General features: G+C 70.4%; 15 protein-coding genes. 4 read left to right on the plus strand and 11 right to left on the minus strand.

The window, feature by feature from the left end:
• The 7 genes from ACRX5S_RS37435 to ACRX5S_RS37465 all read right to left on the minus strand — a co-directional run.
• On the minus strand, positions 1 to 443 hold a 443-nt coding region (locus ACRX5S_RS37435), incomplete at its 3' end, for a metallophosphoesterase (protein ID WP_436777717.1).
• 232 nt (positions 444 to 675) lie between these two features.
• Positions 676 to 2,178 (minus strand): CoA-acylating methylmalonate-semialdehyde dehydrogenase, encoded by a 1,503-nt coding sequence (locus ACRX5S_RS37440; protein ID WP_436777718.1) that lies wholly within the window; start codon positions 2,176 to 2,178, stop codon positions 676 to 678.
• A gap of 372 nt (positions 2,179 to 2,550) precedes the next feature.
• Complete coding sequence (locus ACRX5S_RS37445) at positions 2,551 to 3,966, minus strand: NAD(P)/FAD-dependent oxidoreductase (protein ID WP_436777719.1); 1,416 nt, start codon at positions 3,964 to 3,966, stop codon at positions 2,551 to 2,553.
• A gap of 190 nt (positions 3,967 to 4,156) precedes the next feature.
• Positions 4,157 to 4,963: an ABC transporter permease gene (locus ACRX5S_RS37450; protein WP_436777720.1), complete on the minus strand. Its 807-nt coding sequence runs from the start codon at positions 4,961 to 4,963 to the stop codon at positions 4,157 to 4,159.
• Positions 4,963 to 5,892 (minus strand): ABC transporter permease, encoded by a 930-nt coding sequence (locus ACRX5S_RS37455; protein WP_436777721.1) that lies wholly within the window; start codon positions 5,890 to 5,892, stop codon positions 4,963 to 4,965. Before ACRX5S_RS37455 ends, ACRX5S_RS37450 begins: the two co-directional genes overlap by 1 nt.
• Positions 5,889 to 7,013 (minus strand): ABC transporter ATP-binding protein, encoded by a 1,125-nt coding sequence (locus ACRX5S_RS37460; protein WP_436777722.1) that lies wholly within the window; start codon positions 7,011 to 7,013, stop codon positions 5,889 to 5,891. Before ACRX5S_RS37460 ends, ACRX5S_RS37455 begins: the two co-directional genes overlap by 4 nt.
• A 95-nt stretch (positions 7,014 to 7,108) precedes the next feature.
• Positions 7,109 to 8,605: a gamma-aminobutyraldehyde dehydrogenase gene (locus ACRX5S_RS37465; protein ID WP_436777723.1), complete on the minus strand. Its 1,497-nt coding sequence runs from the start codon at positions 8,603 to 8,605 to the stop codon at positions 7,109 to 7,111.
• A gap of 468 nt (positions 8,606 to 9,073) precedes the next feature.
• Here ACRX5S_RS37465 and ACRX5S_RS37470 point away from each other — a divergent pair, with 468 nt between their 5' ends.
• Complete coding sequence (locus tag ACRX5S_RS37470; RefSeq protein ID WP_436777724.1) at positions 9,074 to 10,687, plus strand: PucR family transcriptional regulator; 1,614 nt, start codon at positions 9,074 to 9,076, stop codon at positions 10,685 to 10,687.
• Positions 10,688 to 10,763: 76 nt separating this feature from the next.
• Here ACRX5S_RS37470 and ACRX5S_RS37475 read toward each other — a convergent pair whose 3' ends face one another.
• Positions 10,764 to 12,770, minus strand: coding sequence for a protein kinase domain-containing protein (locus ACRX5S_RS37475; protein WP_436777759.1), 2,007 nt, complete (start codon positions 12,768 to 12,770; stop codon positions 10,764 to 10,766).
• 156 nt (positions 12,771 to 12,926) lie between these two features.
• Between ACRX5S_RS37475 and ACRX5S_RS37480 the strand changes: the two genes are divergently transcribed.
• Complete coding sequence (locus ACRX5S_RS37480; RefSeq protein ID WP_436777725.1) at positions 12,927 to 14,015, plus strand: hypothetical protein; 1,089 nt, start codon at positions 12,927 to 12,929, stop codon at positions 14,013 to 14,015.
• Positions 14,016 to 14,067: 52 nt separating this feature from the next.
• On the opposite strand, the gene ACRX5S_RS37485 is transcribed toward ACRX5S_RS37480, so the two are convergent.
• The gene (locus ACRX5S_RS37485) at positions 14,068 to 16,041 is read right to left on the minus strand and encodes a HEAT repeat domain-containing protein (protein ID WP_436777726.1); all 1,974 of its coding nucleotides are present in this window, start codon (positions 16,039 to 16,041) and stop codon (positions 14,068 to 14,070) included.
• Between the two features lie 172 nt (positions 16,042 to 16,213).
• On the opposite strand from ACRX5S_RS37485, the gene ACRX5S_RS37490 reads away from it, so the two are divergent.
• A complete protein-coding gene (locus ACRX5S_RS37490) occupies positions 16,214 to 17,098 on the plus strand; it encodes a hypothetical protein (RefSeq protein WP_436777727.1) in 885 nt (294 codons plus the stop codon).
• Positions 17,099 to 17,134: 36 nt separating this feature from the next.
• Here the strand turns inward: ACRX5S_RS37490 and ACRX5S_RS37495 are convergent, their stop codons facing one another.
• Positions 17,135 to 18,436 carry a geranylgeranyl reductase family protein gene (locus tag ACRX5S_RS37495; RefSeq protein ID WP_436777728.1) on the minus strand — a complete coding sequence of 434 codons (1,302 nt, stop codon included), beginning with the start codon at positions 18,434 to 18,436 and terminating at the stop codon, positions 17,135 to 17,137.
• 116 nt (positions 18,437 to 18,552) lie between these two features.
• Here ACRX5S_RS37495 and ACRX5S_RS37500 point away from each other — a divergent pair, with 116 nt between their 5' ends.
• Positions 18,553 to 19,812, plus strand: a complete 1,260-nt coding sequence (locus ACRX5S_RS37500) for a cation:proton antiporter (protein WP_436777729.1) — start codon at positions 18,553 to 18,555, stop codon at positions 19,810 to 19,812.
• A gap of 56 nt (positions 19,813 to 19,868) precedes the next feature.
• Here ACRX5S_RS37500 and ACRX5S_RS37505 read toward each other — a convergent pair whose 3' ends face one another.
• Positions 19,869 to 21,080, minus strand: coding sequence for a polyamine ABC transporter substrate-binding protein (locus ACRX5S_RS37505; protein ID WP_436777730.1), 1,212 nt, complete (start codon positions 21,078 to 21,080; stop codon positions 19,869 to 19,871).
• Between the last annotated feature and the right edge of the window lie 172 nt (positions 21,081 to 21,252).

Consider the following 21,252-nt stretch of genomic DNA (forward strand, 5'->3'; position numbering starts at 1 on the left):
GGCTGCTCGGCGGCGGTCATGCGGTCGTCGAGGTCGCGCCAGACGCCGTCGGCCCCCGCCTCGCGCCCCCGGGCGTTGCTGTCCAGGAAGAGCATGAGCCACGGGCCGACGCGTACCGCCTGTTCCAGGTGCACGTTGGGGCGCGGCAGGCAGGCCTGGTAGGCGTCGTTCCTGTCGTGGTTGCCGGACACGCAGTAGACGGGGGCGGGCAGGCGGTCGAGGACGCCGCCGAGGCGCTCGTACGCCCCGGGCTCACCCAGGTCCGCCAGGTCGCCGGTGGCGACGACCAGGTCCGCGTCGGCGATCTCGGCATCCGCGTGGCCGAGCACGGCGGCGAGCCCCCGGTCGGGGTCGTGCTGCACGAACCCGCGCACGCCGGCGCTGTCGGGGAAGTGCAGATCGGATATCTGGACGACGCTGATGGCGTCCGCAACCTGGCTCATGCGCCTCTTCGATCGATCATCTGACGAGTCGTCACGCATGCTGCCATCCGGCGCGTCGGACGGGAATCCCCGGATTCGAAATCGTTGGACGTATTCCAGCTTGCTATACCCCTGCGTTACATACGCATGAGTATGGTACGTGCTCCGGGGGATACGGCCGAGCCCCCGTCCGACACGCGACACGCGTCGGACGGGGGCTCGTCGTGCACCCCGGCAGGACCGGGTGGAGCACTCAGCTGTTGGTCGGGAAGCCCAGGTTGATGCCGCCGTGGCTCGGGTCGAGCCAGCGCTGCGTCACGACCTTGCCGCGGGTGAAGAAGTGCACGCCCTCCGCGCCGTACGCGTGCGTGTCGCCGAAGAGCGAGTTCTTCCAGCCGCCGAACGAGTAGTAGGCCACCGGCACCGGGATCGGCACGTTGATGCCGACCATGCCGACCTCGACCTCGTTCTGGAACTTGCGGGCCGCGCCGCCGTCGTTCGTGAAGATCGCGGTGCCGTTGCCGTACGGGTTGCCGTTGATGAGCGCCAGGCCCTCGTCGTACGACGCGACGCGCACGATCGACAGCACCGGGCCGAAGATCTCGTCCGTGTAGACCGACATCTCGGGCGTGACCTTGTCGAACAGCGTCGGGCCGAGCCAGAAGCCGTCCGCGGTGTCGTCCCCGTCGACCGGGTGCTCGCGGCCGTCGACCACCAGGTCGGCGCCCTCCTTCACACCCGCCTCGACGTACGAGATGACCTTGTCGGCGTGCTGGCGGGTGACCAGCGGGCCCATCTCCGAGGTCGGCGCGCAGCCCGCGCCGACGCGCAGGCCCGCGATGCGCTCCTTGATCTTCACGATCAGCTCGTCGGCGACCGGCTCGACGGCGACCAGCGCGGAGATGGCCATGCAGCGCTCGCCGGCCGCGCCGAAGCCCGCGTTGACCGCGGCGTCGGCGACCAGGTCGAGGTCGGCGTCCGGCAGCACCAGCATGTGGTTCTTGGCGCCGCCGAGCGCCTGCACGCGCTTGCCGTAGCGGGTGCCGTTCTCGTAGACGTACTTGGCGATCGGGGTCGAGCCGACGAACGACACGGAGCGGACGTCCGGGTGCTCCAGCAGGCGGTCGACGGAGACCTTGTCGCCGTGCACGACGTTGAACACGCCGTCCGGCAGGCCCGCCTCCTTCCACAGCTCGGCCAGGAACTGCGCGGCCGACGGGTCCTTCTCGGACGGCTTGAGGACCACGGTGTTGCCGGTCGCGATGGCGATCGGGAAGAACCACATCGGGACCATCGCCGGGAAGTTGAACGGCGAGATGATCGCGACCGGGCCGAGCGGCTGGCGGATCGAGTAGACGTCGATGCCGGTGGACGCCTGCTCCGAGAAGCCGCCCTTCTGCAACTGCGGCACGCCGCACGCGAACTCGACGACCTCCTGGCCGCGGGCGATCTCGCCGAGCGCGTCGGAGTGCACCTTGCCGTGCTCCTCGACGATGATCGCGGCCAGCCTGTCCTTGTTCGCGTCCAGCAGCTCGCGGAACCTGAACAGCACCTGCGAACGCTTGGCGAGCGACGCGTTGCGCCACGTGGCGAACGCCTCGACGGCGGCGCTGACCGCCTGGTCCACCTCGGCCACCGACGCGAAGTCGACCGTGCCGGTCACCTTGCCGGTGGCGGGGTTGTAGATGTCGCCGCGGCGCTCGGAAGTCCCGGTCCAGGCGGCGCCGCCGATCCAGTGGGTGATGTGCTTGCTCAAGAGAGGGCCTCCGGTGACGGCGCCGAACAGCGGGGCGTCGGCGGCGAAGATGTCGTACGCGGGGCTCGCGGACCCGAGGGTCGCACCCCTGCATACGCCAGTCTGTTCGCCGCCGACGCCGCACTCAACCTGCACCCTGTCGGCCGTTCGGGGATTCGCCTTACAGATCGTTTCCCTTTCGGGCCAGTAGGAGCCGCTGGACCAATCCCCCCGACCGCGGACGAGCGGGATGAACCGCTTGAACCGCCCGTGGCAGCAGCAAGGATCGAGCCCCGGGTATGGAGGCCCCGGGTGTCGAGGCCCCAGGTGTCGAGCCCACGCATCGAGCCGACGTATCGAGCCCCAGATGTCAGAGCGCCAGATATCAGAGCCTCAGCTGTCGAAACCCATGCCCGCCTTGTCGAGCGCCTTGAGCCACAGGTTCCGCCTGCCCTGATTGGCGTCCGCCCGGGTGAGCGCGCGCTGCGTGAGTTCGATGCCCGCCCAGCGCACCGGCTCCGGCGGGAAGGGGATCGGCTTGGTCCGCACCATCTTCAGTTCGGTGCGCTCGGTGGCCCTTCCGTCCAGCTTGTCGAGCATGACCTCGGCGCCGAAACGCGTCGCGCCGACGCCCAGGCCGGTGTAGCCCATGGCGTAGGCCACCTTGCCCTTGTGTGCGGTGCCGAAGAACGCCGAGAACCGGCTGCACGTGTCGATCGCGCCGCCCCACGTATGGGTGAAGCGCAGGCCCTCCAACTGCGGAAAGGTCTCGAAGAAGTGCCCCGCCAGCTTCGCGAACGTCGCGGGGCGCTGGTCGTGTTCGGCCGACACCTTCTGGTTGAAGCCGTAGACCGCGTCGTAGCCGCCCCACAGGATCCGGTTGTCCTCGGAGAGCCGGTAGTAGTGGAAGTGGTTGGCGCTGTCGCCGATGCCCTGGCGGTTCTGCCAGCCGATGGACGCCAACTGCTCATCGCTCAGCGGCTCGGTCATCATCGCGTAGTCGTAGACCGGGACCACGTACGAGCGCAGTCGGCGCACGAGGTTCGGGAACACGTTGGTGCCGAGTGCGACGCGGCCCGCGTACAGGCGCCCGTACCCGGTGGTGAGCGCCATGCCGGCACCGTGGGCCGCGAGCGCGGTGGCCTGCGTGTGCTCGTGGATGCGCACGCCGAGGCTCAGGCACGCGGCCTTGAGGCCCCAGGCCAGCTTGGCCGGGTTGACCATCGCGCAGCTGTTCTTGTCCCACAGGCCCGCGTGGTACGTCGGCGACTTCACCTCGGCCCGGATCTCGTCGCGGTCCATGAACACCGCGTCGCTGCCGTACTCGTCCGCCAGCAGCTCGGCGCCCTCACGCAGCTCGTCGGCCTGGTAGGGCGCGGTGGCGACGGCCAGTTCGCCGGTGCGCTCGTACGCGCAGTCGATGCCGTAGCGCTTGACCGCCGCCTCGATCTCGTCGAGGTTGCGCTCGCCCATCGCCTCCAGCGTGCGGATCTCCTCGGGCCAGCGCTCCAGGCCGTTCCAGAAACCGTGCGTGAGGCTCGCCGCGCAGAAGCCGCCGTTGCGGCCGGACGCGGCCCAGCCGATCTCCTGCCCCTCGATCAGCACGACGTCCCGCGAGGGGTTGCGCTCCTTGGCGATCAGCGCGGTCCACAGGCCCGAGTAGCCGCCGCCGACCACCGCGAGGTCGCAGTGCTCGTCCCCGACCAACGCGGGGAGCGTGGCGGGGCGGGCCGGGTCGTCGAGCCAGAACGGGGTCGGCGTGGCGTCCGCGAGGGACCGGGTGGGATCCAGGGAGTGCACGGGATCCATCGGTTTCCACAACCTCTCATGTGAAGCGCCGTCGCTTCTTGTACCGCGTGTGTGCGGTTGTGCTGCTTTGTTGTGCTGCTTTGTCGTGTTTGTCGTGCTGCTTTGTCGTGCCGCGTTGTTGGGTTGGGGTGTTGTGCCGCGTCGGGCGCCGCGTGCCCGCGGCCTGTGCCGCGCGGCCGAAGCGCCGGAGTCAGGCGGCCTTCTGCTTCGCCCTGCGGTTCGCACGCAGTTGCCCGACCACCACGATCGCGATGGCGATGAAGAACATCGCCGAGCCGATCACGTTGACCTGTGGCGGGGTACCCCGCTGCGCCGCGCCCCACACGAACATCGGGAAGGTGACGGTGTCGCCCGAGTTGAAGTTCGTGATGACGAAGTCGTCGAAGGAGAGCGAGAACGCGAGCAGCGCGCCCGCGCCGATGCCGGGGGCGGCGATCGGCAGGGTGACCCGGAGGAACGTCTGCGCCGGGGACGCGTACAGGTCCCGCGCCGCCTCCTCCAGCCGGGGGTCCATGCCCAGCACGCGTGCCTTCACGGCGACCACCACGAAGCTGAGGCAGAACATGACGTGTGCGATCAGGATCGTCCAGAAGCCGAACGAGATGCGCATGTTGAGGAAGAGCGTGCCCAGGGAGGCGCCCATCACGACCTCGGGCATCGACATCGGCAGGAACAGCAGGGTGTTGGTCAGCCCGCGCCCGCGGAACCGGTAGCGGCCCAGCGCGAACGCCACCGCCGTGCCGAGCACGGTCGCGCCGATCGTCGACAGGACCGCGATCTCCAGGCTGGTGATCAGCGAGTCCTTGATGCCCGCGACACCGAACGGGTGCTTCCAGGCGTCGAGGCTGAAGCCGTTCCAGGTGTAGTTGAACTTGCCGTTCGGGTCGTTGAACGAGAACAGGAGCACGACCAGGTTCGGCAGCGTCATGTAGCCCAGCGCCAGGATGCCGAACAGAGTGACCACGTTGTTGCGCAGCCAGCGCGTGAGGGTGCCCATCAGACGAGTTCCTCCGTCCCCGCCTTGCGGATGTACGCCGACACCATCAGGACGATGAGAAGCATCAGGATGAACGACAGCGCGGCCGCCGTCGGGTAGTCGAGCACCCGCAGGAACTGCGTCTGGATCACGTTGCCCGCCATGCCGGTGTCCGGCGACCCGAGCCACGCGGCGTTGACGTAGTCGCCGGACGCCGGGATGAAGGTCAGCAGCGTCCCGGACACGACGCCGGGCAGCGACAGCGGGAACGTCACGCGGCGGAAGGTCGTCTTCGGGTCCGCGTACAGGTCGTTCGCCGCCTCGTGCAGGCGCGGGTCGATGCGCTCCAGCGAGGCGTACAGCGGAAGCACCATGAACGGCAGGAAGTTGTACGTCAGACCGCAGATCACCGCGAGCGGCGTGGCCAGCACGCGGTCGCCCTCGGTCAGCCCGAGCAACGCGGTGACGTCCGTGAAGTGCAGGGTGTTGAGCACGTCCACGACGACGCCGTTGTCGGCGAGGATCGTCTTCCAGGCCAGCGTGCGGACCAGGAAGCTGGTGAAGAACGGCGCGATCACCAGGACCAGCCACAGGCCGCGCCACCGGCCCGCCTTGAAGGCGATGGCGTACGCGAGCGGGTAGCCGATCACCAGGCACATGACGGTCGCGGCCGCCGCATAACCGAACGAGCGCAGGAACTGCGGGTAGTACTGCTCCAGCGCGTCCCAGTACGTCGACCAGTGCCACGTGAAGTCGTAGCCCTTCTCCAGGCCGCCGGTCTGGAGCGAGGTGCCGCCCTGCACCAGCATCGGGATCAGGAAGAAGACGACCAGCCAGATGAGGCCGGGGGCGAGCAGCGCGTACGGGACCCAGCGCCCGCGCTTCGGCGGGTCCTTGAGGTCGCCGCCGCCTCCGCCGCCTGTCCCGCCTGTGTGCGCTGTCACGCTCATGCCGCGGCCCCCGGCTCCGGCGCGAGGCCGAAGCCGTGGTCCGGGTTCCAGTGCAGGACGACCGGCGCGCCGGGCACGAGGCGGGCGTCGCGCTCCATGTTCTGCTCGAAGACGGTGAGTTCCTGCGCCCACGGCATGCGGACCGTGTACTGCGTCGAGACGCCGATGAAACTGGAGTCCACGATGACGCCGCCGTCGATGCGGTTGCGGTTGCCGTTGGAGTCGGCGGCCGACGCGTGCTGGATGGAGATCTTCTCCGGGCGTATGCCCATGACCACGCGCTCGCCCTGTGCGGACGTGCGGTCGACGGGCAGCGCCATGCGGGTGCCGTGCACGTCCATGAGCAGGTAGCCGTCGCCGGTGCCGGTGATGCGCGTGTCGAGCAGATTGGACTGGCCGAGGAAGTTGGCCACGAACTTCGTGCGCGGGGACTCGTACAGCTCGGCGGGGCTGCCGAGTTGCTCGATCACCCCGCCGTTCATGACGGCGATGGTGTCGGCCATGGTCATGGCCTCTTCCTGGTCGTGCGTGACGTGCACGAAGGTGATGCCGACCTCGGTCTGGATGCGCTTGAGCTCCAACTGCAGCTGGCGGCGCAGCTTCGGGTCCAGCGCGCCCAGCGGCTCGTCCAGCAGCAGCACCTGCGGATGGTTGATCAACGCCCGCGCCACCGCCACGCGTTGCTGCTGCCCACCGGACAACTGCGCCGGCCTGCGGCCCGCGAGGTGCCCGAGCTGGACCAGGTCGAGCATGTCCTTGACCGGCTGCTCGACGTCCTTGCGGCCCTTGCGACGCAGGCCGAACGCCACGTTCTCGGACACCGTCAGGTGCGGGAACAGCGCGTAGCTCTGGAACACCGTGTTGACCGGCCGCTTGTACGGCGGAAGCGCGGTCACGTCCTGGCCGCCGATGAGGATCCGGCCGGACGTCGGCTCCTCCAGGCCGGCGATCATCCGCAGCGTCGTCGTCTTCCCGCACCCGGACGCGCCGAGGACGGCGAAGAACGACCCCGCCGGGATCGTCAGATCGGTGGGCTGGACGACCGTGTTCCCGCCGAAGCGCTTGCTCAGACCCACCAGATTGACGTCGCCGGTCGCGCCGGCGCGCTGCTGCTCGCTCATGTTCCCTCTGGCCGCACCAGGTGCGTGAATACAGGCCGAAGTACGCGGTACGGCGGTTGGGCCGCCGTACCGCGCGCGTCTCGGCTATGGGGTGGTTACCGGTCTCCGAAGATCGTGCGGTGCCAGTCCTTCCTGGCGACCGCCGTGATGTCGTACATCACGTGCTTGACGTTCGTGTACTCGTCGAACGAGTACTGCGACATGTCCTTGCCGAAGCCGGAGGCCTTGTAGCCGCCGTGCGGCATGTCGCTGATGATCGGGATGTGGTCGTTGACCCACACGCAGCCCGCCTGGATCTCGCGGGTCGCCCGGCCGGCCCGGAACACGTCACGCGTCCAGGCCGACGCGGCCAGGCCGTACGGCGTGTCGTTGGCGAGGCGGATGCCCTCCTCGTCGCTGTCGAACGGCAGCACGACCAGGACCGGGCCGAAGATCTCGTCCTGCACGATCTCCGCGTCCTGCGCCACGCCGGTGACCAGCGTCGGGCGGTAGAACGCGCCGTTCGCGAGGTCGCCGCCGGGGGCCTCGCCGCCCACCACGACCTTGGCGCCGTAGCCGCGCGCGCGGTCGACGAACCCCGCCACGGACTCCTGCTGGCGGCGCGAGACGAGCGGGCCGTTGTCGGTGGACGGGTCCATGGTGTCGCCGTGCCGGACCGCCGCGTACAGCTCGGCGACGCCCTCGACGAACGCGTCGAACAGCGGGCGCTGGACGTACGCGCGCGTCGCCGCGGTGCAGTCCTGGCCCGTGTTGATCAGCGACGCGGCCACCGCGCCGTGCACGGCGGCGTCCAGGTCGGCGTCGTCGAAGACCACGAACGGGGCCTTGCCGCCCAGTTCGAGGTGCATGCGCTTGACGGTCCGGATGGCCACCTCGGCGACCCGCTTGCCGACCCCCGTGGAACCGGTGAACGAGATCATCGACACGTCGCGGTGCGCCATCAGGTACTCGCCGACCGTGCGGCCCTTGCCGGTCACCACGTTGACGACGCCGTCGGGGATCCCGGCGTCGGTGCAGGCCTGCGCGAACATCAGCGAAGTCAGCGGCGTGATCTCGGCGGGCTTGAGCACGATCGTGTTGCCGGACGCGATGGCCGGGAGGATCTTCCACGCGGCCATCTGGAGCGGGTAGTTCCACGGCGCGATCGAGCCGACGACGCCGATGGGCTCGCGGCGGATCGAGGACGTGTGGTCGCCGCTGTACTCGGCGGACGCCTTGCCCTCCAGGTTGCGCGCGGCCCCCGCGAAGTAGGAGACGTTGTCGATCGTGCCGGGCACGTCGAACTCGCGCGTCAGCTTGATCGGCTTGCCGGCCTGCGCCGTCTCGGCGCGCGCGAAATCCTCGGCGCGCTCCTCCAGCACCGCGGCGAGCCGGTTGAGCGCCCCGGCGCGGTCGGCCGGAGTGGCGCGTGACCACTCGGGGAACGCGGCACTCGCGGCGGCGACGGCGCTGTCGACGTCGGTCGTGTCGGCGAGCGTGACGGTCTCCACGACCCGTCCGTCCGCCGGGTTGGTGACATCGAAGGTCTCACCGGCCGATCCGGGACGCAGGCGGCCCCCGATGAACTGATGACCTTCGGCGAAGTCCTGCATTGGGCCCTCCACTGGCGCTCCCTGCTCGAATCCGGCGAACTGCGCTGGACGGCAGTCCCGACGTGCGTGTTCCGTGCGTCTTTCCCCCCATGGTGCGGGGTTCCGGTCGCGCCTGCGGCGGTGCCGCGCGGCTCGCCGTCGAGCTTCGCGGTTGGCCACCCGTACGGATGGTCTCCACAGAATTGACCGTTGTTTGCGATGGAATCCGTGGTCGGGTGCCATTCTGGCTGATGTATCCATCGGATCGGCGCGTGTACCGCATCAGCGTAGGACGATGCCGCCCCGACACCCGGTGCCGCAACTGCCACCGCGACAGGCCGGGGGCCGACGGCTTTACACATCGGCAAGGGCCGGTGTCCGGTTTGGGGGCCGGGCGGCCGTTCAGGGGCAACGTCGCGCTTGACGCCAGACCTGTCACGATGGCAGTGATGCGCCGCTGCGCATTTACAGGTTGTGGAGGTAGTTCAGGTGTTTCCCACGGTCGCCGACGTAGTGTCCCTCGACGCCGTACGCCGCGGTATGCCCCAGGTCGTCGCGGGCGAGCGGGGCCTGTCCCGGCCCGTCCGGTGGGTGCACATCAGCGAGATCCCGGACGCCGCCCGCCTGCTGCGCGGCGGCGAGCTCGTCCTGGCCACCGGCATCGCCCTGCCCGAGGAGCGCGAAGGCCTGCAACGCTACGTGCGCGACCTCGTGGACGTGGACGCCGCCGGCCTGGTGATCGAGCTGGGCCGCCGCTACGCCGACACCCTCCCCCGGGCCCTGGTCGCCGCCGCCGAGCAGGCCGGGCTGCCGGTCATCACGCTGCGCCACGAGACCCACTTCGTCGGCATCACCGAGGCGGTGCACGGCCTGATCATCGACGCTCAGCTCGCCGAGTTGCAGGCGTCCGAGGCGGTGCACCAGGCGTTCAACGAGCTGGCGGTCGAGGGGGCGGAGCCGGGCGACGTGGTGCGGCAGGCGTCCCGCATGTCGGGGCGGCCGGTGGTGCTGGAGAACCTGGCTCACCAGGTGCTCGCGTACGACGCGGCGGGCGTGCGCGCGGAATCCCTGCTCGACCATTGGGAGGACCGCTCGCGACAGGTACGCCTGGGCGCGCGCACCGGCTTCGACGAGCGCGCCGGGTGGCTGGTCACCATGGTGGGCGCCCGCGGCCACGACTGGGGCCGCCTGATCCTGGTGGGCGACGGCACCTCCCCCCTGCCGCAGCAGACCATGCTGCTGGAGCGCGCCGCGTCCACGCTCGCGCTCAACCGGCTCGTGGTGCGCGACCGCGAGACGCTGGAGCGGCAGACGCACCGCACGCTGCTGTCCGGCATCCTGACGCACTCCTACACGGTCGCCGAAGTCACGCTGCGCGCACGGGCCTTGGGCGTGCAGCTCGAAGGCCGGCGGCTGGTCGGCGTGGTGCTGCGACTGCGCCGCGGGGTGTCCCCGGCGGCCCTCGAATCGCAGGCGCGGCTGCGGGACTTCACCGAGACCGCGGCGGCCGCCGTACGCGAACGCCGCCTCGCCGCCCTGGTCGGCGGGCTGGACGACGACAGCGTGGGCCTGCTCGTGGCGCTCGGCGCGCAGGACACCGAGGACGCGGCGCTGGAAGGCTTCTCCGTCACGCTGCGCAAGCTCGCCCCGGACCTCGCGGCCGACATCGTCATCGCGGTCGGTTCGTCGGTCGGCGCGGTGCGCGACGCGCGGCGGTCACTGCTGGAGGCCACGCAGGTTGCCGACGCGGCGGTCCATCAGGGCGGGGGCGCGGCCTTCTACCGGCTGCCGGACGTGCGGCTGCGCGGGCTGCTGCACCTGCTGCGCGACGACGCCCGGTTGCAGACGTACGTGGAACGGGAGTTGGGGCCGCTGCTGGCGTACGACGCGCAGCATGGCACGCAGTTGGTGCAGATGCTCGGGGTGTATCTGGAGCACGGCCGCAACAAGTCCGCCGCGGCCGACGCGGCGCACCTGTCACGGCCGTCCTTTTACGAGCGGCTGCACCGGATCGAGCGCGTCCTATCAGTGGACCTCGACCAGGTGGAGAGCTGCCTTTCCCTGCATGTGGCGCTGCTGGGGTTGGAGGCCCTGCGGCGGTAGGGGAATTGGCGGCCGCCTGCTCGGGGCGAATTCTCGTCCCGCGGCAGGCGATTGCGGCGAACTCCCGAACGGACTGTCAGGTGCCTCTCGTGGCGAGCCGGATGTTGTGCAGCGCCCACTGGAACAGCGCATGGTCCTGGTCCCATGCGGCCGGGTTGCTGAACACGTCGACCTCGACGTACAGGCCGTTCTCCAGGAACGCGGCCAGGACGGCGTGGCGTTCGACGCCCGCCTCGGTCCAGGTGTACTCCCAGACGACGCCGGGGTTCCCACGGATCGTGCGCTCCTCGAAAAGGATCCTGCCGTAGCCCGCGAGCACGGCGGGAGCCCGGCTCTCCTCCTCGCGCCAGGCGCCGAGCAGGTCATCGGTCTGCTGGAACGCGGTGCGGGCGGCCAGCACGGAATTGCGGCCGGGGGCGACGTAGCTGATCGTCTGGTCGCGCTCGGCGCGCGACCAAGCCTCGGGTACGGGCCATGTGAAGCGCTTTTCGTCGGCCGTCGTGAGCGGGACGCCGGCGGGCTCAGCGGTCGGAACGAGCGGCGGGTACGCGGCGTCCTCCGGCGCGGGCGCCGCGCCGGATGGTCCCGCGCCCGGGTCGCCGGGCAGGTCGGCGCCGCGTCCGGGCACCGAACTCTGGGCCGTCGCCGCCCCTTTGCCGACATTGCCGGTGTCGGACTCCTTGTCGCCGGTCAGCGCGAGGGCGATGCCGACGACCGCCGCCACGGTGATCGTCACCGCCGACGACACGACCACGGCCCGGCGCCGCCACCTCGGCCGGCGCGCTGGAACTCCTCGGGGTCCCGGGGCCGTCGCGGGGACGTGCGGTGTCGTGGGCGGACCGACGCCTGCCCCCGCCGCGGGAGGGGCCAACTCTCCTACGGCAGCAGGGACTTCGGTGGCCTGCGGCGGAGCGGGGACGCGGGGCAGGGACTCGGTGGGGCCGCTCGCCGGGTGGCGGATCGGAGTCCCGCGTACCGCAGGCATCACCAGCGATGCGGTCGCGTCGTCGACGGGCACGGCCGTGGACGAGCCGGACACTCCCGACGCGGTGGCCATGGTGAGGTCCGCGGTGGACGCCGCCTCGCGCGGACTTGCAACGCGCTTGAGGCGCATCCGCCACGTCGGCACGGCGGCCGGGCGCGCGCCGACGGCGCGTGTCGGGTCGTCGGTGTGCTGCCGGGCCTCGTCGGCGAGGACGTCTTCCAGCATCGCCAGGACCTCGCCCGCGGACGGGCGCATGTCCGGTTCGCGGGCGAAGAGCGCGCGTACCAGTGGCTCCAACGGGCCTGTTCCGTCCGGGACTTCGGGCTCGGCGATGACGATGGCGGCGAGCGTGGCCACTGGCGTGGCGCGCCGGAACGGCGACTTTCCGGTCACCGCGGCGCACAGCGTCACCCCGAGCGACCACAGATCGGACGCCGGACCGGGGCTCTCGCTCTCGATCCTCTCGGGCGCCATGAACTCGGGCGACCCCACGATGGCGCCCGTACTGGTCAAGCCACTGGTGCCCTCCAGCGCGGCGATGCCGAAGTCGGTCAGCACCGCGTGGCCGTCGGGCTCGATCAGCACGTTCCCGGGCTTCACGTCGCGGTGCAGCACGCCGTGGTCGTGGACGGTACGCAGCGCGCGGGCGATCTGCACGCCGACCGCGGCGGCGTCCCGCGGCGCCATCGGGCCGTCCTCGTCCAAGACGGCGTCGAGCGAGCGCGCGGCGACCAGTTCCATGACGATCCACAAACGATCGTCGTCCTCGACATAGTCGTACACACGCACGACATTCGGATGATTGATGCGCGCCGTGGCGCGCGCCTCGCGCAATGATCGCTCGCGCCGATTCCGGTCCTCGGAATCCTGGCCGAAAACAATATTCAGCACCTTGGCGGCGACCGGACGATCCAACAACTGGTCGTGTGCGCGCCACACCGTACCCATACCACCGCTGCCGATGACCCCGACCAGTTGATATCGGCCACCGACCATCTGACCGCTCTCGGCGTACCCCTGTCCGCGCGGCATCCTGCCCCCCACTTCCCGCCCTACCGCAATCCCTCTTTCGGGTGAAACCCACGCCGGTAAGCCCATCAGAATTCCCGGCGGTTCATGGTAAAACAAAGCGTCACGGCCAATGGATATCGGGTGGGAAAAGCAAGATCCATTTGCGGCCAATTTCTAGGAGGGGGCTGCCGCGTGGCCATCCCGCGCACATTTCGATCAGAAGGATTCCGGAAGGCGTCGATTGTGGTCGCCTTCCCGGTGGGCCTCGCCCTGACCCTGCAAGCGGGCCTGGCCCTGGCCGACTCCGGCTCCGGCTCCGGCTCCGGTTCCCGCGGGAACCACCCCGGACACCACCATCACAGCCACACCAAGTCCATCCCGCCGACCGACCAGCCGACCGAACCGCCGATCACAATCTTCCCCAGCACCACGCCACCCACCGACCCGACCAAGCCACCACCCACTACCAGACCTCCGACGTCCACATCCCCTCCCGCCCCCACCACCAAATCCCCCACCTCGACCAAACCACCGCCGGCCTCACCGTTCCCCAGCCCCTCTCCCACCCGCTCCTCGACCAGTCCGTCCCCCTCCCCCGCGCGCTCCTACGGCGTCGGAATCACCCGCCAAATCACCATCGACCCGACCACAGGCCGGGGTTCCATCTCCTTCACGGTCGGCAACACCACCGGCAAGGTCCAACCGGCGCGCGACGTCTACGCGTTCAGCACCAACCAGCTCGAAATCCTCGCCGTCCAGGGCTGCGCCGCCGCGCCGCCGATCGCCCAGGGCCGGCGCGACAGCTTCCGCTGCACCCTGCCGTCCCTCAGACCAGGCGAGACGCGTACGTGGACCGCCGACATCCGCTACCTGCCCGCCACCCGCCCCGGTGGCGCACAGGCAGGCCGAGCGGCACCTCTCGTGGTCCCGCTCGTCGACGAGTCCGACATCTCCACGTTCACCGTCGTCGTGGTCCCGCAGGGTGCCACCAATCTCCGCGTCGTCCTCGGCCAGGACGGCCCGCTCCGCCTCGCGTTCGGCAGCAACGACCCCAACGTCATCGGCTTCACCGTGCGCCCCGGCGAGGGCTCCGGCACCACCGCGGCCGCCAACGTCCGCACCCCCGCCCCCGCGGGCCCCAACCCCGGCACCGATGCCCCTGCCGCAAACAGCAACGGCGGCAACACCCCCAACACCCCGACCGCCCTCCCCAAGACCGGCCTGGTCCCCTGGAACCTCTCCATGGCCGGAGGCGCCCTGGGCCTCCTGATCCTCGGCACCGCCCTGGTCCACCTGGCCCGCCGCCGCACCCACCCCAGCCCAACCGCCTGACCACCGCACCTGTGCGGGTCGCCGCTCCCACCGACGCCCCGCACAGTCCCTCTCACCCCATCCGCTCCAGCGCCTCAGCGGCCAAGACGCGCACCAAACGATCGTTCACGATTCCCCGCCACCCCGCCGATCGCCCGAACGCCCGTGTACTCCCGGCGAGTTCCCTCAGCACGACCTCCGCAGGCCGCCCCTCCGCCCCGAACTCGCCCAGCCCCCGCAAAGCCTCGACGCTCCACACCGGCGCCCCCGTCCCGTGGACCAAGCTCTCGCAGGCCTCGACCAGTTCCCCAACTCCCGCCGGATCACCGGCAACCCGCCACAACGTGAGCGCAGCGCCGACTCGTTCCCTCTCCGAACCCGAGTACCGCACGATCTCCCGCACCTCGCGCGCCAACTCCGCCGCCGACGCCCCCAGCGCACCCAGGTCGAAGACTCGCCGCGACATGTCCGCGGCCTTCCGTATCTCCCGCCAGGCCGCGATCGCGGGCGACGCATCGCGGGTAATCCGCGACAAGGCGACGGCGGCCTCCCACCGGTTCACGTGCCCCGGGTTCCCCGCGACCTCCCGGAGAACGGGGCCAGCCCCAAGCGCCGCGTCCCCCAACCCTCCGAGCACGCGAGCCGCCACCCCGCCCGCCCGCGAGCCGATCATCGCCGCCAAGTCCGGTACGGCCGGGGCAGCCACCGGGCCCCACGCCAGCAGCCCTTCGCACATCGCCCTGCGCGCGGCGTCGTCCCGGCGGGCCGCGAGCACGGTGCGTACGGTCGGCACCAGCGCCTCGGCGAAGGGTGCCGCTTCCGCGAGCACTTCGCCGATCGAGGGAGACCCGAAGAAGCTGAAGTGCCCGCGCAGCGACACCGAGCTCACGTGTCGTGCCCAGGGAAACGTCCCGTCCGCGGCGTGCGCGGCCAACAGCGCAACACAACGGGGATCGCCGATCCGGGTCAGCGCCCACAACGCGTTGGCCGCCGTCTCATGGTCGGCGTCGTGTGCCGCCGCCGCGATCCGCCCGGCGTACGGGGTCGCCTCCGCTCCTCCGACGGCCCCCACCAACAGAGCCGCACGACACCGAAGTTCGGGGTCGGGATCGCGCAAACGCCCAGCCGCGAGCTCCAGCACCTCACCGTCGTGGGCGCGCCACTCGGACAACACGAGCCCGGCCGTACGCAGCGCCCCCTCCCGCAGACGTCGGTCCCCGGCGCCGACCAATTCCCGCGCCGGCCGCAACTGCGCCTCGACGCGCCCGTCACACGCGGTCGTCCAACCAACCACGGCCCAGTCCGGCGCTCCGGTGTGGTCCGGGGCCCACAGATCCAACGCCGGTGCACGCAGCGCTTCGAGCAGGATCGCATCAAGCGTGTCGGACGCCTCGGCCCCGGGCACCACGGCCCGGATCCCGACAACCGCGGCAATGCGCACTTCCGGCTGCGTGTCCCCCGACAACATCCGCAACCATCGCAGCGCCTCCGCACGCCCGGTTGACGCGCCGTCCCCCACTCCCGCACCGCACACCGCGGCGACAGCCGCGATCACGCGCAGGCGCTCGTGCGGCAACTCCTCCACCGCGTACCGCCGACGCATCGCAGCCAAGGCCCCGATCGCCAAGGCCCCGAAACCCTGCAAGGCCTGCACCGCAGCCCGGCACACGGCATCCGCGTCGTCGTCCAGCCGCCCCACCACGCGTGGCAGCCAGGCCCGCATCACCGGCAGGCACCCCGGATCACACCACCGAGGCGCCACCGCCTGCGCAGCGCCGGCGATCCGCCCGACCAGCGAAATCGCCTGTACGCGCGCGCCGATCGGCACCTTCTCGGATTCGGCGAGCTCGACCAGGAACGGCACGGCCGCTGTCGCGGCGTCCGGAACCATGCCGCCCTGGTGCAGCAGGTGGTTGTCGAGAGTGCGGCTCGCGGGCTCCCACACGTCCGGATCGAGGTGATCCCGGAGCAGTCCGGGGACATCCTCCGCGGACCCGTAGTGGTGATTCAGCGAACTCCAGGGGACGTCATCCAGTCCCATGAGCATGCGCTCAACTTCTTTTCCGGTCTCTGACGGACCATCATGTCCGCTCCGCCGCAGAGCATATGACGCACATTGTACGGTCGAACACTGTTCACTCCGGTGTGCGCTGGGCCATTCAGGTGAACCCCCTGGCGTACGCCACCGCTCACCCGTTCGGCCGCCCTAGCGTCGCCGCATGGTCACTTCGAACCACGAGGCGGCACACCGGATCATCCAGGAGCATCCGGAAGTGCTGGCAAAGGTCTGCGAGCTCCTGGACGTCCCGTTACCCACGCAACCGACCTTCGAGATCGTGTCCCCCGACGTCACGGAGATACGGCCGCTGGAACGCCGCATCGACACCGTGCTGCGCATCGATCCACCCGAGGGACAGGGTTTCCTGCTCGCCGTGGAGTCGCAGAGGAGGTGCGATTCGACCAAGCCGGTCAACTGGGCTTACTACGTGGGCTACCTGGCCGCGAAGTACGAGAACCCCGTCGTACTTCTGGTCGTCACCCAGAACCGCAGGACGGCCCAGTGGGCACGTGGCCCCTTCCATTTCGGACCCGAGGGCTGCTCGACGCTGTCCCTCTGTCCGGTGATCGCAGGACCGGGCAACATCCCGAAGATCACCGACCCGGCCGAAGCAGCCGCCAACGTGGGCTTCGCCGCCTTCGCCGCGACCATCCACGCCCACGAGCCGGACGCCTGGGACATACTGGACGCGCTGGCAAGCGCGCTCACCACAGGGCCACGCGAGTCGATGGCCGATTACGGAGAATTGGTGGAGGCCGGCCTCATGAACACCAAGGCCGGCGAGATCTGGAGGCACCTGATGCCCATCGCCCGAACCCCGGACGGCACCACGATCGTCGGCGCGGCCCGTAACGAGGGCCGTAACGAGGGCCGCCAGGAAGGCGTCGCTTCGTCGGTGCTCGATGTGCTGGACGCTCGCGGTGTGGAACTCTCCCAGCGAGAGCGCGAACACGTGATGGCGTGTTCCGATTCGGACACCCTCAAGCGGTGGCTCGTGCGCGCGGTGACAGCCGACAGGGCCGCTGACGTCTTCGCTGACGAGTAACCCCGCCCAACAGGCACCCTCGCCCGTCTTCCCGTTTCAGCGGGCGAGGCGGGTGAGGGCTTTTTTGACGGGGGTTCGTTCCACGTACCCGGCGAGGGTTTTGCGGCCTTGGACGATGGACTGAAAGGCGGTCCAGGCCTTGGGGATGGTGGTGACGGCGCCGTGGAAGACGGCGGGGCGGCGGGTGAAGGCGGCGAGCATCAGGCGGCCGGCGCGCATCTCGCGGCCGAGGGTGGTGTCGATGCTGGTGCGGTAGGCCTCGGTGGCCTCCTTGACGTCCGTGTCGTCGTGGGCGGCGGCGACCAGGGCGGCCGCCTCCCCCGCCGCGCGACCGGAGCGGAGGGCGAAGGAGATCCCTTCGCGCGTCCACGGCTCCAGGAGCCCCGCGGCGTCGCCCGCGACGACGACGCGGCCGCGGGAGAGCGGCGATTCGTCGGTGCGGCAGCGGGTGAGGTGGCCCGAGGTGACGGACGGGCGGAAGCCCGACAGGGCCTGGGCCGCGATGAAGTCGCGGAGGTAGGCGCGGGTGGCCTCGCCGTTGCCCCGGGCACAGATGACGCCGACGGTGAGCACGTCGTCCTTGGGGAAGACCCAGGCGTACGACCCGGGGATGGGCCCCCAGTCGATCAGCACCTTGCCGCGCCAGTGGTCGGCGACCTCCGGCGGGACGGGGATCTCGGACTCCAGCCCGAGGTCCACCTGTTCGAAGTCCACGCCCACATAGGCGCTGGTACGACCCGCACTCCCGTCCGCCCCCACCAGCGCACGCGCCCGCACCGTGGAGCCGCCCGCGAGGGACAGCACAACCGACCGCGCGTCCTGGTCGATGCGCTGTACGGCGACGCCCTCCCGTACCGACGCACCCGCCGCCCGGGCCGCGTCGACCAGCGCCGCGTCGAACTCCGGGCGGTTCACCAGCGAGAACATCGGCCTGCCCGACCGCGCTCGGCGCGTGCGGCGCCAGCGTCCCCGCATCGTGAACACGACGGAGTCGACGTGCTCTTTCGCCGGCAGCCGGAACCCGTCGGGCAGCGCCCCCGCCGACGGCCCGATGATGCCGCCGCCGCACGTCTTGTAGCGCGGCAGCTCCGCCTTCTCGACCAGGAGTACCGTCCGGCCCGCCGAGGCCGCCGCGAGGGCCGCGGAGGCGCCCGCCGGCCCGGCTCCGACGACCACGACGTCCCACGTCCGCGCGTCGTCCGTCCGCCCGTCGTCGGCCGGGTCACACAAGCCGTCGCGCGAGTCGTCACGCAAGTCGTCGCGCGAGCCATCACGCAAGGAGTCCCGCTCGGGGTCGCGCGAAGGGTCCTGCGGAGGCTGGGCGGGGGTGCTGGTCATAGGCCCTGAGCCTATCGAGCCGAAGGCGGTGCCTCCCGCGCCACGCGCTCCGCGCGGCTGACGTGAAATGTCCCGTTCATTACATATGATCCAACCGGCCCGCGACGGGAGGTTGCATGGAGGGCACCCAAGGCCTGGTCGTCGTGATCCTGATGGTGGCGCTCGCGCCCATCGTGACCGCGGGCGCGTCCAAGTGGGTTCGGGTGCCGACGGTCGTCGTCGAGATCCTGCTCGGCGTGCTGGTCGGCCCCGACGTCCTGGCGTGGATCGAGGAGAACGGCCCGATGGTCAGCGGGCTCTCCGAATTCGGCCTCGTCATGCTGATGTTCCTGGCCGGCTACGAGATCGACGTACCGCGCATCAAGGGCGCTCCACTGCGCGCCGCGGTCGGCGGGTGGGCGGTGTCGCTGGTGCTCGGCCTCGGCGCGGGGCTGCTCATGTCGCTGGTGGTCGAGGGGGCGACGATGACCGGCGTGGCCATCGGCCTGACCCTCACGACGACGGCGCTCGGCACGTTCCTGCCCATCATCCGGGACGCCGGCCTGCTGCCGACCCCGCTGGGCGCGCGGATCATGGCGATCGGCACGGTCGGCGAGTTCGCCCCCATCGTGGCGATCGCCCTGCTGCTGAGCGGACGCCATCCCGGCGCCACGATCGCCGCGCTCGCCATCTTCGCGGTCCTGGCCGCCGCGACCGTGTGGCTCGCGGTCAAGCCGAACCCCCGCTGGCTGGACCTCGTCATGGAACGCACCCTGCACTCCAGCGGCCAGCTCGCGATCCGAATCGCGATGCTGCTGATGGTCGCCCTCGTGTGGTTCGCCGACGAACTCGAACTGGACAACCTGCTCGGCGCGTTCACCGCCGGTGTCGCGCTGCGCCTCTCCCTCGCGGACACGCCCGGCGCGCTGGTGGAGATGATCTCGGCGAAGCTGGACGCCATCGCTTTCGGCTTCTTCGTGCCGATCTTCTTCGTCATGAGCGGCGTGCGGTTCGACCTCGCCGCGCTGCTCGACGACCCGAAGCTCATTGCGCTGATCCCGGTGATGCTGCTGCTGTTCCTGGCGGTGCGCGGCGGCCCGACGTACGTCCTGGCCGGGCGCGGCGACCTGGCCGGCCGCCGTCGCGAGCTCGCGCTGTTCGCCTCGACCGCGCTGCCCCTGATCGTGGTGATCACGAACATCGCGGTCGAGAACGAGTACATGCAGGGCGGCACCGCCGCAGCCCTGGTCGGCGCCGGGATGCTCTCGGTCCTGCTCTTCCCGTTGCTCGCCCTGCGCCTCGCCGGCGAGGACGCGAAGGGCCCGCGCCCCGAGGGCTTCGACGGCCCGGAGGAGCCGCCGGGCGAGGACGAGGACGAGGTACTGCGCGACCGCTGAGCCACCGACCAGATGAGCCGCCGGAGAGCTGAGCCGCCGAACAACGCGCAAACAGATCAGAGCCCGATGATGCCGCCCCAGGCCTTCTCCCACCCGCGCGACTCGTCGACGCCGACCTCGCGCATGGTGTGCAGGCGTGCCTGCGTCTCCTCGCTCGGGAACATCAGCTCGTTGTCGGCGAGGACGGCGATCTCCTCGTCCTCGTTCGCCGCGATGATCTCCCGCGCGGCCGGCACCGGGCAGATGTACTGCACGTACGCCGCCAGCTCCGCCGCCACCTCGGGCCGGTAGTACCAGTCCATCAGCGCCTCGGCGTTGGCCTTGTGCGCGGCCTTGTTGGGCACCATCAGGTTCTCCGACCACAGCTCGGCGCCCTCCTCGGGCACCACGAACTCGATGTCGGGGTTGTCGAGTTGCAGTTGCAGCACGTCGCCCGAATACGCCATGCAGGCCACCACGTCGCCCGACGCCAGCCCCGACGTGTAGTCGTTGCCGGTGAAGCTGCGGATGTGCTTGCGGTCGACGAGCTTCTGCACGCGCTCCATGACCGCGTCCACGTCCTTCTCGGTGAACGACGTGACGTCGGCGCCCTCGCCGATCATCAGCAGCGTCACGGCCTCCATGAAGCCGGAGAACAGCGTCACGCGGCCCGCGAGGTCCTTGGCCCACAGATCCTCGACGTGGTGGATCTCGCGTCCCAGCGCCTTCTTGTTGTACGCGATGCCGGTGATGCCGCTCGCCCACGGCACGGTGTGCCTGCGCCCCGGGTCGTATCCCGGGTCGCGCAGCGAGGGCGCGAGGTTGGCCTGCACGTTCGGCAGGTTCGCCTTGTCGAGGTCCTGCACCCACCCGAGGCCGACGAAGCGCGTGCACATCCAGTCGGAGATGACGACGAGGTCGCGGCCCGGCTCCTTGCCCGCCTGGATGGCGGGGTGGATCTTGCCGAAGAACTCGTCGTTGTCGTTGATCTCCTCGGTGTACTTCACCGAGATGCCGGTCTCCTCGGTGAACGCGTCGAGGGTCGGGTGCGCGTTCTCGTCCTCGTCGTCGACGTCGATGTAGAGGGCCCAGTTCGAGAAGCGCACGCGCTTCTCCTGCTCGCTCTTGTCGACCCCGGTGCGCTTGTGCTCGGGAACGTACGCGGACGGTACGCCGCACGCCGCCAGCGTCCCGGCCGCCGCCAGTGCCCCGCCGCCGCGCAGCAGCGTACGGCGGTCGAGGCCCCGTCCGATCCGCGAAAAAGGCACGGCGGCGCGGTTGCGGATCATGCGGGAGCTCCTCGTTCGATGTGGGACCTCGTGCATCCTGCCGCCGCCCGCTGACCAGGGACAACACACACCGTGTCAGCTCTGCGACGGACACCTTGACAGCCTGGTCCGGCCCGCGGCGGGCCGTGCGGGACGAACGCACGACGCCGCCCCGGCCACATGGACCGGGGCG

Source organism: Yinghuangia sp. YIM S09857 (assembly GCF_051388915.1).
Lineage (GTDB): Bacteria > Actinomycetota > Actinomycetes > Streptomycetales > Streptomycetaceae > Yinghuangia.

Bases quoted from the DNA above. Each gene is read 5' to 3' on its own strand.
- ACRX5S_RS37445 (WP_436777719.1), bottom strand. From the start codon at position 3,966: ATGGATCCCGTGCACTCCCTGGATCCCACCCGGTCCCTCGCGGACGCC.
- ACRX5S_RS37450 (WP_436777720.1), bottom strand. From the start codon at position 4,963: ATGGGCACCCTCACGCGCTGGCTGCGCAACAACGTGGTCACTCTGTTC.
- ACRX5S_RS37455 (WP_436777721.1), bottom strand. From the start codon at position 5,892: ATGAGCGTGACAGCGCACACAGGCGGGACAGGCGGCGGAGGCGGCGGC.
- ACRX5S_RS37460 (WP_436777722.1), bottom strand. From the start codon at position 7,013: ATGAGCGAGCAGCAGCGCGCCGGCGCGACCGGCGACGTCAATCTGGTG.
- ACRX5S_RS37465 (WP_436777723.1), bottom strand. From the start codon at position 8,605: ATGCAGGACTTCGCCGAAGGTCATCAGTTCATCGGGGGCCGCCTGCGT.
- ACRX5S_RS37475 (WP_436777759.1), bottom strand. From the start codon at position 12,770: ATGGGCTTACCGGCGTGGGTTTCACCCGAAAGAGGGATTGCGGTAGGG.
- ACRX5S_RS37485 (WP_436777726.1), bottom strand. From the start codon at position 16,041: ATGCTCATGGGACTGGATGACGTCCCCTGGAGTTCGCTGAATCACCAC.
- ACRX5S_RS37490 (WP_436777727.1), top strand. From the start codon at position 16,214: ATGGTCACTTCGAACCACGAGGCGGCACACCGGATCATCCAGGAGCAT.
- ACRX5S_RS37495 (WP_436777728.1), bottom strand. From the start codon at position 18,436: ATGACCAGCACCCCCGCCCAGCCTCCGCAGGACCCTTCGCGCGACCCC.
- ACRX5S_RS37500 (WP_436777729.1), top strand. From the start codon at position 18,553: ATGGAGGGCACCCAAGGCCTGGTCGTCGTGATCCTGATGGTGGCGCTC.
- ACRX5S_RS37505 (WP_436777730.1), bottom strand. From the start codon at position 21,080: ATGATCCGCAACCGCGCCGCCGTGCCTTTTTCGCGGATCGGACGGGGC.